This window comes from Arthrobacter sp. 10T44 (genome assembly GCF_056393885.1).
Window position 1 is genome coordinate 59701 of record NZ_JBFTGT010000003.1, and the last position, 12612, is coordinate 72312.

Genomic DNA, 12612 nt, shown 5'->3' on the forward strand with positions numbered 1-12612 from the left:
GCAGACTGCTTACGACGGCGGATCCCTTGCCGATAGTGGCAACCGTGAGTGTTCTGGATGAGCGGGAAGTGGTACGGGAGCGGACCGTCAGCGTCTATGACTTCCGGCGTCCCGCGACGCTGGCGCGAGAGCACAGCCGCGTCCTGGAACTCGCCTTCGAGACGTTCGCCCGCCAGTGGGGCACCCAGCTGACCGCCAAGGTCCGCGTGAAGTCCGTGGTGCGGCTCGAGGACGTCGGCATGCAGAGCTACGACGAGTACGCCGCCTCCCTCCCGGCGGTGACCGCCATGGTGCTGTGCACCGTGGAGTCGCACGATGCCAAGCTGGTGGTGCAGTTCCCCGCTCCTTCGGCCCTGGGCTGGATCAACCGGATGCTGGGCGCCTCGAACGACACGGTGATGCCGGACCGGAAGTTCACGCAGATTGAACAGGCCCTGGTCAAGGGACTTATGGACGAGGCCCTCGAGGACCTCGGCTACTCGCTCGGGCCGCTGTTGAGCGAAACCATCCGGGTGGACACCGTCCAGTACAACTCCCAGTTCGCCCAGGCCGCAGCGCCCAGCGAACTCATGATTGTCGCCTCCTTCACGATCAACGTCGGCAACATCAGTGCCCCGGCCACCCTGGCGGTGCCGGCGGGAATCCTGCTGGGCCGGCTGAAGAAGGTCAACCCGACGGACAACCGCGGGGACGCCGCCGCCCGCATCAGCTCGCAGTTGGAGCGCGTCCCGGTGGAACTCTCGGTGCGGCTCTCGACGTCGTACGTCACCCCCAGCCAGGTGCTGGGCCTCGCGGTGGGGGACGTCCTGACCCTCCCGCACCTGGAAAACCGGCCGTTCGACCTCACCCTGGATGGCACGAGGCTGGCCACCGCCGCCCCGGCCCGCAACGGGTCCCGGGCCGCAGCCGTCATTGTCACAATCGAGGAGAATAACCAATGAGCATCACCCTGACCAAGCATGAATCGTCGGCGGAACGGCTCGTTGAGGAACTGCCGAGCCCGGTAGCCCTGAAGGTCGTCGCGCTGGTCCCGGCCCGCGCCGCAGCCCCCTACGCCCGCCAGGCCGTCACCGCGACCTTCGTCGGCTCCGTGACCGCAGACCTCGCCCTGATGCTCAGCGACCGCACGTTCCTGGACGAGGCGGCCGGGGGAATGGCCGGCGGCCAACTCGGCGTCGTCTCCGTCACCGATGTCCTCCGCCCCGCGATGGAAAGCGCAAGCTCGGTCTTCGGCGCCGGCGTGCTCTCGGACCTGCGCGAGTCCGACGCGTCCGGGCTGCTTTCGGACCCCGACACTGCCGTCTTCGAACTCTCCGACGGCACCAGCCCGGCGGCATGGTTCGCGGTCCGGCTGCGCGAACACGGCACCAGCCAGGACCGTGCCGGCGACCTCTTCGGCGGCGGCGACACGGTGGCCGGCCGGCTGGGCCGCATCAACAACATCGAGATGGCCCTGACCGTGGAGATCGGCCGCACCCGCATGTCCGTCCGCGACGTGCTCTCGCTCGAACCCGGCAAGATCATCGAACTGGACCGCTCCGCGGGCGCCCCCGCCGACGTTCTGCTCAACGGACGGCTGATCGCCCACGGCGAGGTTGTGGTCCTGGACCAGGACTACGCCGTGCGGATCACCCGGATCCTCGACGTGGCCGAGGGGCTTAGCTGAATGGACTCGCTGATCCTCGGGCTGCGGGTAGCCGTAGCCCTGGGCGCGGTGCTTGGACTGATCTGGCTGCTGCAGCGCCGTCTCGGCAAAGGCACGGGACGACGCCGCGCTGACGCCGCCTTGAGCGTCGTCAGCCGCCAAAGCGTCGGCCAGCGTGCCTCCGTAGTGGTGGTCGACGCCGGTGGCCAGCGCTTCCTGCTCGGCGTCACCGACCACGCCGTCAACGTCCTGCACACCGGCGACATCCCGGCAGAGGCCGCAGAGGCCCTGGATCCGGAGCCCCGCCGCGCCGGTGCCGCCGGCGCTTTCGCGCAGATCCTCGCAAGCGCGGGAGCCGGAGCCGGAGCCGCTGCCTCCGCCGCACCCGTGAACGGGGCCGGGACCGCGGACCAGGTCGGCAGCCTTGCTGCTGGCGAGCCCGGGGCACCGGACCGGCCGCTGTCCCGCCGCAACTCCATCCGCCGCGAACCCCACCCCCGGACCGCCCCGGGGCGCGGGACCGCGCCCGCCGCGTCCCACCCGCCGCTGCACGGGTCAATTCTGGCCGGTTCCACCTGGAAGCAGGCCGCTGCCGCTCTCAGGAGCGGACGCCGCAATTGATCCGCCCTGCCACCGCCCGCTCCGCCCGCGTCCCGTCAACCAGCAGCAGCCGAACCGGCATCAGCCGAACCACAAGGTTCCTGGCCATCGGCGTCGCCGCCGTGCTCTGCGCCGTCCTGCTGCTCTGGCTTAACGCCTCCGCCGGCCATGCGACTGCCCCCGTGCCGCCGGTTCCGCCAACCCCGCCGGCCAGCCCGGACACCGGCAGCGTCAACATCGAGATCAACGGCATGGACGGAAAGCCCTCCACAGCGGTCCTGACCCTGATCGGGATCACCCTGTTGTCCGTCGCGCCCGCGCTGCTGCTGATGATGACCTCGTTCACCAAGATCTTCGTGGTGCTCGCGATGACCCGCAACGCGCTCTCGCTCCCGTCCATACCGCCCAACCAGGTGCTGGCGGGCCTGGCCCTGTTCCTGTCGATCTTCGTCATGTGGCCGGTCATCAACGAGATGAACACCATCGGCGTGCAGCCCTACCTGAACGGCACCTTGGATTTCAACGGCGCGCTCAGCGCCGGCTCGGGCCCGCTGCAGCACTTCATGCTGGCGCACACCCGCGAGGAAGACATCGCGCTGATGACCCGCGCCGCCGGCATGGAGAACCCGGCCACGCCGGAAGCGGTGCCGCTGCAGACGCTCATCCCGGCGTTCATGATTTCCGAACTCCGGGCCGCCTTCATTATCGGCTTCGTCATCTTCATCCCGTTCCTCGTGATCGACCTCGTCGTCTCCGCGGCCCTGATGTCGATGGGCATGATGATGCTTCCGCCGGTGATGATCTCGCTGCCGTTCAAGATCCTGCTCTTTGTCCTCGTGGACGGCTGGGGCCTGATCATCACCTCGCTGATCCAAAGTTATGCAGGCTCGGGATGAACGCCAACGCCGTCCTGGACATCTGCCTCCAGGCCATGATCGTGGCCGCCAAGCTCTCGGCCCCGGTGCTGGTGACCGCGCTGGTGGTGGGCCTGGCGATTTCCCTGCTTCAGTCCATCACCCAGCTCCAGGAAGCCACCCTCTCCTTCGTGCCCAAACTGGCCGCCGTGGCCGTGGCGCTGCTGATCTGCGGGCACTGGATGATCTCGGAGATGGTCGCGTTCACCAACGACCTCTTCGCCAAGATCCCCTCCCTGCTCGGAGGCTTGTGAGGTGGGCATCCCGATCGACCAGACGTGGCTGGAAGTCCTCCTGCTGGCCACCGTCCGGATGACGGCATTCCTGATCGTGGCACCGCCTTTCGCGCACCAGGCCTTCCCCGGGCGGATCAAAGCCATGCTGGGCGTCGGCCTGGGCCTGGCCGTCTCGCAGCGGCTTTCCGCCGGCTACGTCGCCCGCGACACGGCAGGCTTCCTCACCGGAGTGGTCCTGGAACTCGTCACCGGCCTGGTCCTGGGCTTTCTGGTCATGCTGGTCTTCGCGGCGATCCAGTCCGCCGGCAGCCTGATCGACCTCTTCAGCGGCTTCCAGATGGCCCAGGCCTTCGACCCGCAGATGATGGTCAACGGCGCCCAGTTCACCCGGCTGCTGCAGATGGCGGCGCTCGCCCTGCTGTTCTCCTCGGACGGCTACCAGCTCGTCATCGGCGGCCTGACCGGAAGCTTCACCGCCCTGCCGCTGGCCGGCGGCCTTGACCTGGCCCAGCCGGTCCAGGCCATGACCTCCGCCGTCACCGGCATGTTCCTCGCCGCCGTCCAGATCGCCGGCCCGCTGCTGGTGGTGCTGTTCCTCGCCGACGTCGGGCTCGGCCTGCTGACCCGGGTGGCCCCGGCACTGAATGCCTTCTCGCTGGGCTTCCCGCTCAAGATCATGCTGACCCTCTCGTTGGCAGGATTCCTCTTCCTCGCCCTGCCCAGGATCGTCTCCACCCTCGCCGGGCAGGCCGCCAAGACTGTGCTGGGGGTGGGCTGATGGCGGATTCACAGGAAAAAACCGAACAAGCCACCGACAAACGCATGCGGGAGGTCCGCTCCAAGGGCCAGCTCTCGCGCTCCCAGGACCTCACCGCCTGGCTGGCGGTCGGCGCCGCCGCCGTCATGATCCCCGCGACCGTGCAGCGCGGGGCCAACGCGGCCACGGACCAGCTCTTCAGCGTCCGGGGCGTCATGGCGCAGCCGGATCCGGCAAGGGCCGTGAAGGCCCTCGAGGACGGCCTCGGCGCGCTCGCCGGAATCCTCGGACCGTTGCTAATCGTCGTGCTCCTTGTCGTCCTGGTGGGTTCGGCGCTGCAGGGCGGCATCCACCTGAAGAAGTTCCGCCTGGACTTCGAGAACTTCAAACTGCTCAGCGGGCTGAAGCGCATCTTCGGCACCCAGGCGCTGTGGGGCGGGGTCAAGGCGCTGCTGAAAGCCAGCGTCGTCGGCCTCGTGCTCTACTCCGTCGTTCAGGGGCTCATCCCGGTGCTGCTCACCGCCGGCGGCCTTCCGGTGTCCGGCGTCGTGGCGGCGGCCGGGAGCGGCATCTCCTCCCTGGTCCAGTTCGCCGTCTTCGCCGGCATCGCGCTCGCGGCCGTGGACTTCTTCGTGGTGATGCGCCGGAACCGGAAGAAGACCCGGATGTCCAAGAAGGAAGTCCAGGACGAGAACAAGAGCAGCGAAGGCGATCCGCTGATCCGCTCCCAGCGCCGGGCCCGGCAGCTGTCCATGAGCCGGAACCGCATGATCGCGGCAATCGGGGACGCCGACGTCGTCCTCGTCAACCCCACGCACGTCGCCGTCGCGCTGAAGTACGAGCCCGGAAAGTCGGCCCCGCGGGTGGTGGCCAAGGGTGCCGGCCACGTCGCGTCGCGGATCAGGCAGGAGGCCGAGGCGAAGAACGTGCCCATGGTCCAGGACATCCCGCTCGCCCGGGCGCTGCACGGCGCCTGCGAGCTGGGGCAGGAGATCCCGGTGGATTTCTACCACGCCGTGGCCGGGGTGCTGGCCTTCGTCATGTCGCTCAAGGCCCGCGGCGCCGGAGCCGGGCTGCACCGGATGGCCGGAGCCGCGCTATGAGCATCTTCGCGAACATTTTTGGAACCAGCGTCTGTGAAAGGACCGCATCATGAACAACAGGCTCGCCCGGCTGGCGGTGCCGATCGGCATCGTGGGCATCGTGCTGCTGCTGGTGGTTCCCGTGCCCGCCCCGCTGCTGGACTTCCTCATCGTGTGCAACATCCTGCTGGCGCTGCTGGTGCTGCTGACCAGCATGTTTGTGAAGAAGCCGCTGGACTTCTCCGTGTTCCCCTCGCTGCTGCTCGTGGCCACGCTGTTCCGGCTGGGCCTCAACGTTGCCTCCACCCGGCTGGTCCTCGGCAACGGTTACGCCGGCCAGGTCATTGAGGCCTTCGGCAAGGTGACCGTGGGCGGCTCCATGATCATCGGCGCCGTCGTGTTCCTGATCCTGGTGGTTATCCAGTTCGTCGTGGTCACGAAGGGCGCCGAGCGCGTCGCCGAAGTCGGGGCGCGGTTCACCCTGGACGCCATGCCGGGCAAGCAGATGGCGATCGACGCCGACCTCAACGCCGGCCTGATTACAGACACCCAGGCCCGGGAGCGGCGCGCCGAGGTCTCGGCAGAGGCCGACTTCTACGGCGCGATGGACGGCGCCTCGAAGTTCGTCAAGGGTGACGCCATCGCCGGCATCATCATCATCATCATCAACTTCATTGGCGGCATCGCCATCGGCATGCTGCAGCGCGGCATGGAGATCGGCGACGCCCTCAACACCTACGGCCTGCTGACCATGGGTGACGGACTTGTCACCCAGATCCCGGCGCTGCTGATGGCTGTCTCCACCGGCATGATCGTGACGCGGTCCAACGCGGAGGCGGACATGGGCCGGACGGCCTCCACGCAGCTGCTGCAGTCGCCCAACGCCCTGATGATCGCGGGCGTGGCCGCCCTCGCCATGGCCCTCATCCCCGGCATGCCGCCCATTCCGTTCGTCCTGGTCGGCGCCGGCCTGATCCTGGCTTCGCGCCGCACCGCCGCCGGCCAGCAGCAGGCGGAAAAGGCCCGCGACGCCGAGGCCGCCGCGCTGAACTCCCCGCAGCTGGACCCCAACGAGAAGCTGCTGGAGGACATGCGCGTCCACCCCGTGGAGATCCTGCTGGCCCCCGACCTTGTCGACATGGTCTCCGGCGCCTCCGACGACCTGCTGGCCCGGGTCCGATCGCTGCGGCACAAGATCGCAATGGAACTGGGCCTGGTCATCCCGCCGGTCCGCACCCGGGACAGTGTGGATCTCCCGCCGGCCACCTACGCCATTCGGATCGCCGGGGTGGAGGCCGGCCGCGGCACCGCCCCGGGCGGCCAGATGCTGGCCCTCGGCGACTCACTGGACTCGCTCCCGGGCGTCGCCATGATTGAGCCGGTCTTCGGGCTCGCCGGGAAGTGGATTCCTGCCGAGATGCGGCACAACGCCGAGATGACCGGGGCCACCGTGATCGACCGCGTCTCGGTGCTGGTCACGCACCTGTCCTCCATCGTCACGGGCAATGCTGCCCGGCTGCTCTCCCGCGAGGATGTCCGGGTGCTGACCGAGGGCGTCCGCAAGCAGAGCCCCTCCGCCGTGGACGAACTGACTCCCGCGCTGCTCTCGCTCGCCGAGCTGCAGCGGGTGCTCCAAGGCCTGCTCGACGAGCAGGTCCCCATCAACGACCTGGCCCGCATCTACGAGGCGCTCACCCTCCGGGCCAAGGTTTCCACCGACCCTGAGTCGCTGGTGGAGGCGGCCCGCCAGGCACTCGGTCCGGCGCTGACCGCCAAGTTCATGGAGGGCCCGGTGCTCAACGTGATCATGATCGACCCGCTCCTGGAACAGTCCATGCTGGAGGATATGCGGCCGGCCGAGGGCGGCAGCCAGATCGTGATGGGACAGGACCGGCTCGACGCCGTGCTCCGCTCGGTGCGCAACGCGGTGGACTCCGCGGCCGCCGCCAACCGGCAGGCCGTCCTGGTCTGCGCCCCGGCGCTGCGCCCGGCCATCCACCGGCTTATCGGAGCCCAGCCCGGGTCCGTCCCGGTGCTGTCGTACCGCGAAGTCACTTCCGCCAATGTCCGGATCGAAACTGTAGGAGTCGTGCGCCATGCCGAACCGCTATCGGCTTAAGGGAGCCTCGCTGGAGGAAATCCGCAGCAAGGCCGAGGCCCAGTACGGCCCGTCGGCCCGCATCGTTTCCGCCGAGCGCGTGATCAGTCCCGGCATCGCCGGGCTGTTCGCGGCGAACCGCTACGAGGCCATCGTCGAGGTCCAGCCCAGGCACGACGTCGTCACCGGCGAAGTCGTGCCGGATGCGGACATCCTGTCCGAGGGTGAGATCGCGGAGCGGGCCGCCGCCACATCGGCAGAGGCCCCGCGGGATACCGTCCGGGAAGCGCCGCGGCGGACGGAGACGCCGCCCGGCACGCGGATCGCCGAGGCCCCCGCCCACCAGCTGCAGGGCGACGCGATCGCCGCCCTGCTGGCCGAAGCCGACGCCGCCGAACTGACCCTGCACCGGACCGGCACCCCGGGGGTCTCGACCGAGTCGCCGGACTTCGCCGAACTGCTGGACCAGCTCGGATCCGGGCTGCGGCCGACGTCGGCCGGAGCGGGACAGCCCGACCCGGACCGGGCAGCACGCCCGGGGAACGGCGCGGGGGAGCGCACCGCACCGGCCCACGACCGCGTGCCGCCGTCGCCGTCCGTGCGAAATGCCGCGCCGGCGCGCGAGCCGGTCCCGGTCCCGCTGAGCGGCACCGGGGACCTGGTGGTGCTGGTCGGCCTCGGCGACGACGCGATGGACACCGCCCTGGCCATGTCCATCGCCGCTGGCGGCGCGGACGTGCGCACCGCCGGAGAGTTGAGCGCCTACGGCCACCTGCACCTGGACGGACGCCAGAGCGCGACGGCGGCCCGCGCCCACGCCGTGGAGACCGAGCAGACGGTGCTGGCCGCCTTCGGGCTCGGCAAGGCCCGCAATACCCTGGCGCGGCTGCAGGCGATCTCGGCGCTTTCCCCGGACCAGCTCTGGGTTGTGGTCGACGCCGGGCGCAAGCACGAGGACACCGCCCGCTGGGTGAGCCTGCTGCGGGCCCGGCTCGAGGTGGCCGCGGTGGCCGTGGTGGGCGCAGCGGACACCGGGACGCCCGAAAGCGTGGACGCCCTCGGCCTGCCGGTGGGCTGGATCGATGGCCGGCCGGCGACCCGGCCGACGCCGTGGGCCGCAGCGTCCGGCCGCGAAGGGTAGATTGAGAGAATGCTGGTACTAACACGCAAGCCGGGCGAACAGATCATGATCGGCGACGGCATCGTCATCACTGTTCTGGAAGGGCGCGGCGACGGCGTCCGGATCGGCATCGAGGCGCCCCGCGGCGTTCCGATCCAGCGGCGGGAAGTAATCGAGGCCATTGCTGCGGCGAACCTGGCGGCAGCTGAAGCAGGCGCCGAATCCGGTCCCGGCACCGAGGACGCGCTGCGCGGCCTGCTGCCCCCGGCGGCCGCCCCCGACTAAAGGCTGTCAGTGCGAGTTCGCGTCGTCGCCTAGGTACTGGGCCATGAGCGGCTGGGTCGCGCGGCGCGTAATGGCAAGGGCACGCTCAATGTTCCCTGCAACCGTCAGCTGTTCGAGGATTCCGGCAGGATCGTTCGGGCCCGCGGGCCGTTGCAGGCTTCGAAGCAGCTCCTCGTTGGCGCGGGCGGCCTCGCCAAGCCGGCCCATCAAGCCGCGCAGTCCGTCCAGGTGCTCCTGCAGGACGGTGGGCCAGGACCCCTGCGGCGCGCCGGCAATCAGTTCAACCAGCGTTGCCTGCGCCGGCAGGCCCCATTCGGCCGCCACCGCCGCGGACTCGACATTGCGGGCCAGCGCTTCGAAGCGCAGCCGGTCCAGGACGGCTTCCACCTCGGAAGCGGTGAAGGTCAGCCAGTGGGTGTTGCCGGCGGCCACGTGCAGGCGCTGGGTTTCCAACCTGAACAGGAGCAGTTCCAACTGCCGCCGTTCCTGCCACAGCGCCGCCGAAAGATCCCCTGCACCCATGGGCCCCATTTCCCCTGCCATCACGGCCAAATTACGGCTTTCCGCATTTTCCGCCAAGCTTTTCCCTGAGGGTACACGCAGATGCCGGATCAGGTGATAGGTTTCGTTCTGGGTGCTGCGCCCGAGCTTCGAACACCGCCTCCCATGGGGGGAGCGCTGGACCGTTTGTGGGTGCGGCTCTCAGGGTTTTAAAGCTCCTGATCCGTCTCATGGGGGGACACACTATTGAATCGCGTGGAACGCAACGAGATGGTCACCCAGCACCTTCCGCTGGTCGGCTATCTCGTCTCAGATTTGTGCTCGAAGGCGTCCCACCTCTCGCGCGATGACCTGGCGTCGGCTGGCGCCGTGGCCTTGATTACCTCGGCCGATTCCTTCGACCCTGACCTTGGCGTGCCCTTCGGCGCCTTCGCGCGCCGCCGCATCCTTGGCGCGTTCGCCGATGAGATGCGCGCCAGCGACTGGGCCACGCGCTCGGCACGCCGCCGGATCAAAGAGACCATGTCCGTCCAGGAAACCTTGGCGGCGGCTCTCGGACGCACGCCCTCGGTTGACGAGATCGCCTCCGCGCTCGGCGTCCAGCAAAGCGTCGTGGAAGCCGCCCTCGCGGACGCGTCGCGCACCCTCACGCCGCTCGACGACGCCGTCGTTGACACCCTCGCCGCGGAGACCCTGTCCCCGGAAAGCTCGGTGCTCGCGGACGAACGGCTGCAGTACCTCCGTGCCGCCGTGAAGTCGCTGCCGGAACGGATGCGCTACGTCGTCGAGGAGATCTACTTCGGCGACCGGACGGTCAAGGACCTGGCAGCCGAACTGGGCTCCACGCACGCCGCCGTGTCGCAGCAGCGCGCCGAGGCGATCCGCCTCATGCGTGATGGCCTCACCGCCCACTACGCGGACGACCCGGACCAGGGCTTCGAACCGCAGTCCCGGATCACGCCGCGCCGCCGGAACGACTACCTCGCCCAGCTTTCCGAAGCCACCGCCGGGGGGATCACCCGGGCCATCTTCCCGCCGGGGCCGATGCTGAACCAGGCCGTCTGAGCTGGCCCCGGGAGGCTTACTAAGCTTACTTAGTAAGCTGATCGTGAAATTGTGCCGCGACCATCGCGTGCCGTCTGCTCGGTGGGGTAGCGTCTGAGGCATAACGCCAAGCCGTTCCTATCAAGGAGGATGCATGAAAGCAACGCCCACCCTGACGAGCAACCTGCAGGCCGTTCTCGTGGACCTGATCGAACTCCATGTGCAGGGCAAGCAGGCGCACTGGAACATTGTGGGGACGAACTTCCGCGACCTTCACCTGCAGCTTGACGAGATCATCGAGGCCGCCCGCGGCTTTGCCGATGACCTGGCCGAGCGTATGCGCGCCCTCCACGCCCTGCCGGACGGCCGCAGCTCCACCGTTTCCAAGACCACCGCACTCGCAGAATTCCCGACCGGCCTGATCAACACCAAGGACGCGATCGACAAGATCGTCGCCGCCCTTGAGGCTGCCGTCGGTACGATGCGCAAGGTGCACGATGAGGTGGACGAGGAAGACCCCACGACCGCCGACCTGCTGCACGCGTTCATTGCCAAGCTCGAGCAGTACGCCTGGATGGTCAACGCCGAAACCATGCGTGCCACCGCCAGCGTCACCACGCCGGACACCAAGAAGTAGCCGCTTCCTTCTACGCGCTTACTTCCACGCGTCCGACGCCGGGTTCCGTCCCGGCGTCGGACGCTTGCCATTTAACGCCTTGCCGGCCGCTGCCATCTGAACAGAGGTGCCCTGCGCCTGACGCCTAGTTCGCCGTCGGTACCTTGCGCAGCACGACGGCGGCGAGGGCCGCGGCGCCGGCCATCAGTACCAGCGCGATGGCGGCCGTGATGTGAACGCCGGAGTCGAATGCGGCCCGGGCGGCAGCCATCACGGCCTCGGCCAGCGGAGCCGGGAGGGTATGCGCCAGTTCGGCGGCCCCGGCGAGGGTCTCGCCGGCCTGGGCCGCGGTTTCCGCCGGTGCCATCCCGGCGACGCCGGCGGGCAGCTGCAGGTTGCGCTGGTAGGAGGCGGTCAGGATGGAACCGAGGATGGCGGTGCCGAGCAGGGAGCCCACCTCGTAGCCGGTTTCCGAGATGGCGGACGCTGCGCCCGATTTCGCCGCCGGCGCCGCCCCAAGGATCAGGTCGTTGGAGATGGTCTCGGCCGCGCCGACCCCCAGGCACAGCACCAGCAGGGCGGCCAGCAGCACGCCGGGCCCGGCGCCGTGGTCTCCGAAGGCCACGAGGCCATAACCCGCAGCGCTAAGGAGCAGGCCGCCCGCCACCACGAACCCCGGACGGACCTTGCGGACCAGCGGGACCACGAGCAGCCCGGCAACGACGGTGGCGACGAGTGCCGGGATCATCGCCATGCCGGATTCCGACGGCGACTGCCCCTCGAGCAGCTGCAAATGCTGGGCGAGGAACAAGATGAAACCGTTGTACGAAAACAGGGCCAGGACGTTGGCGGTGATCGCGGTGCTGAAGACCGGGTTGGCAAAGAGGCTGAGGTCCAGCAGCGGAGCAGAGGATGCCGAGGCCGCCAGCCGGCGCTGCCGCCGGACGAAGGCGTACCCCATCAGCAGCCCGATCCCGAGGGCCGCGAGCGGCTCCAGCGCCACGCCGTCGGTCGCAAGGATCTTGATGCCGTAGACCGCCGGACCCATGGCCAGCAGGGACAAGACGATGCTGGGCGCGTCCACCCTGCCCGGGTTGGGGTCCCGCGATTCCGGAATCAGCGCGGGGCCCAGGACCAGCAGGGGCAGGATGATCGGCACGGCGACCAGCAGGACCGCACCCCACCAGAGGTGCTCCACCAGCCAGCCGCCGAAGATCGGGCCCAGCGCGGCGCCGCCGGAGAAGCCCGCGGCCCAGATCGCCACCGCGAGCCGCCGCCGGTTGGGCTCCGGGAAGATATTGCGGATCAGGGACAGCGTGGACGGCATCAGCATGGCGCCGAAGAAGCCCAGGCCGGCCCGTCCCGCGATCAGCCATTCCGCGCTGGGCGCGAAAGCCGTCACCGCGGAAACCAGGGCGAAACCGGTGCTGCCGATGAACAGCAGCCGGCGCCGGCCGATCCTGTCACCGAGGCTGCCCATCGCCACGAGCAGGCCGGCCAGCACCAGCGGATACGCATCGACGATCCACAGCAGCTGCACCCCGGTGGCGTCCAGGCTGCGGGCGATCGCCGGCAGGGCAAAGGTCAGCGCGGTGTTGTCCACGGCTACGAGCAGGACCGGGAACATCAGCAGCGACAAGGCCAGCCAGTCGCGCCAAGGCGCGCGCGGGGCCTGTTCGGTGCGGGTGGCTGCGGACAGGGATGCGGTGCTCAT

The 12612-nt window shown here is 69.1% G+C and carries 14 protein-coding genes; 12 read left to right on the forward strand and 2 right to left on the reverse strand.

What is annotated here, in order from left to right; genetic code table 11:
* Nucleotides 1-44 precede the first annotated feature (44 nt).
* From AC1DBL_RS06840 to AC1DBL_RS06885, 10 genes are read left to right on the forward strand one after another with little or no spacing between them, the layout of a single operon-like run.
* Nucleotides 45-941 carry a flagellar motor switch protein FliM gene (locus AC1DBL_RS06840; RefSeq protein ID WP_441418231.1) on the forward strand — a complete coding sequence of 299 codons (897 nt, stop codon included), beginning with the start codon at nt 45-47 and terminating at the stop codon, nt 939-941.
* The gene (gene fliN / locus AC1DBL_RS06845; RefSeq protein ID WP_441418232.1) at nt 938-1666 is read left to right on the forward strand and encodes a flagellar motor switch protein FliN; all 729 of its coding nucleotides are present in this window, start codon (nt 938-940) and stop codon (nt 1664-1666) included. Before AC1DBL_RS06840 ends, fliN begins: the two co-directional genes overlap by 4 nt.
* Entirely contained in the window at nt 1667-2266 is a 600-nt protein-coding gene (gene fliO / locus AC1DBL_RS06850) for a flagellar biosynthetic protein FliO (protein WP_441418233.1), read from the forward strand. It begins immediately after the preceding gene.
* A gap of 59 nt (nt 2267-2325) precedes the next feature.
* Complete coding sequence (gene fliP, locus AC1DBL_RS06855; RefSeq protein WP_441418393.1) at nt 2326-3141, forward strand: flagellar type III secretion system pore protein FliP; 816 nt, start codon at nt 2326-2328, stop codon at nt 3139-3141.
* Nucleotides 3138-3413 (forward strand): flagellar biosynthesis protein FliQ, encoded by a 276-nt coding sequence (gene fliQ, locus AC1DBL_RS06860; protein WP_175321994.1) that lies wholly within the window; start codon nt 3138-3140, stop codon nt 3411-3413. Before fliP ends, fliQ begins: the two co-directional genes overlap by 4 nt.
* Before the next feature lies 1 nt (nt 3414).
* Nucleotides 3415-4173 (forward strand): flagellar biosynthetic protein FliR, encoded by a 759-nt coding sequence (locus tag AC1DBL_RS06865; protein ID WP_476893157.1) that lies wholly within the window; start codon nt 3415-3417, stop codon nt 4171-4173.
* The gene (locus AC1DBL_RS06870) at nt 4173-5255 is read left to right on the forward strand and encodes an EscU/YscU/HrcU family type III secretion system export apparatus switch protein (protein WP_441418235.1); all 1083 of its coding nucleotides are present in this window, start codon (nt 4173-4175) and stop codon (nt 5253-5255) included. The genes AC1DBL_RS06865 and AC1DBL_RS06870 overlap by 1 nt, the downstream gene beginning before the upstream one ends.
* A 49-nt stretch (nt 5256-5304) precedes the next feature.
* Complete coding sequence (locus tag AC1DBL_RS06875; protein ID WP_441418236.1) at nt 5305-7353, forward strand: flagellar biosynthesis protein FlhA; 2049 nt, start codon at nt 5305-5307, stop codon at nt 7351-7353.
* Nucleotides 7331-8473, forward strand: coding sequence for a hypothetical protein (locus AC1DBL_RS06880; RefSeq protein WP_476925757.1), 1143 nt, complete (start codon nt 7331-7333; stop codon nt 8471-8473). The genes AC1DBL_RS06875 and AC1DBL_RS06880 overlap by 23 nt, the downstream gene beginning before the upstream one ends.
* Before the next feature lie 9 nt (nt 8474-8482).
* The gene (locus AC1DBL_RS06885; protein WP_476925758.1) at nt 8483-8737 is read left to right on the forward strand and encodes a carbon storage regulator; all 255 of its coding nucleotides are present in this window, start codon (nt 8483-8485) and stop codon (nt 8735-8737) included.
* A 6-nt stretch (nt 8738-8743) separates the two neighbouring features.
* On the opposite strand, the gene flgN is transcribed toward AC1DBL_RS06885, so the two are convergent.
* Complete coding sequence (gene flgN / locus AC1DBL_RS06890; protein ID WP_476893155.1) at nt 8744-9280, reverse strand: flagellar export chaperone FlgN; 537 nt, start codon at nt 9278-9280, stop codon at nt 8744-8746.
* Between the two features lie 204 nt (nt 9281-9484).
* Between flgN and AC1DBL_RS06895 the strand changes: the two genes are divergently transcribed.
* Nucleotides 9485-10303 (forward strand): sigma-70 family RNA polymerase sigma factor, encoded by an 819-nt coding sequence (locus tag AC1DBL_RS06895; RefSeq protein WP_476925759.1) that lies wholly within the window; start codon nt 9485-9487, stop codon nt 10301-10303.
* A gap of 133 nt (nt 10304-10436) precedes the next feature.
* Nucleotides 10437-10919 carry a Dps family protein gene (locus tag AC1DBL_RS06900; RefSeq protein ID WP_441418241.1) on the forward strand — a complete coding sequence of 161 codons (483 nt, stop codon included), beginning with the start codon at nt 10437-10439 and terminating at the stop codon, nt 10917-10919.
* A 124-nt stretch (nt 10920-11043) separates the two neighbouring features.
* On the opposite strand, the gene AC1DBL_RS06905 is transcribed toward AC1DBL_RS06900, so the two are convergent.
* The gene (locus AC1DBL_RS06905) at nt 11044-12612 is read right to left on the reverse strand and encodes an MFS transporter (protein ID WP_476917551.1); all 1569 of its coding nucleotides are present in this window, start codon (nt 12610-12612) and stop codon (nt 11044-11046) included.

Excerpts from the sequence above, each read along its gene's own strand:
- fliN (WP_441418232.1), top strand. The coding sequence starts at position 938 with ATGAGCATCACCCTGACCAAGCATGAATCGTCGGCGGAACGGCTCGTT.
- fliO (WP_441418233.1), top strand. The coding sequence starts at position 1,667 with ATGGACTCGCTGATCCTCGGGCTGCGGGTAGCCGTAGCCCTGGGCGCG.
- fliQ (WP_175321994.1), top strand. The coding sequence starts at position 3,138 with ATGAACGCCAACGCCGTCCTGGACATCTGCCTCCAGGCCATGATCGTG.
- AC1DBL_RS06870 (WP_441418235.1), top strand. The coding sequence starts at position 4,173 with ATGGCGGATTCACAGGAAAAAACCGAACAAGCCACCGACAAACGCATG.
- AC1DBL_RS06875 (WP_441418236.1), top strand. The coding sequence starts at position 5,305 with ATGAACAACAGGCTCGCCCGGCTGGCGGTGCCGATCGGCATCGTGGGC.
- AC1DBL_RS06880 (WP_476925757.1), top strand. The coding sequence starts at position 7,331 with ATGCCGAACCGCTATCGGCTTAAGGGAGCCTCGCTGGAGGAAATCCGC.
- AC1DBL_RS06885 (WP_476925758.1), top strand. The coding sequence starts at position 8,483 with ATGCTGGTACTAACACGCAAGCCGGGCGAACAGATCATGATCGGCGAC.
- flgN (WP_476893155.1), bottom strand. The coding sequence starts at position 9,280 with ATGGCAGGGGAAATGGGGCCCATGGGTGCAGGGGATCTTTCGGCGGCG.
- AC1DBL_RS06900 (WP_441418241.1), top strand. The coding sequence starts at position 10,437 with ATGAAAGCAACGCCCACCCTGACGAGCAACCTGCAGGCCGTTCTCGTG.
- AC1DBL_RS06905 (WP_476917551.1), bottom strand. The coding sequence starts at position 12,612 with ATGAGCACCGCATCCCTGTCCGCAGCCACCCGCACCGAACAGGCCCCG.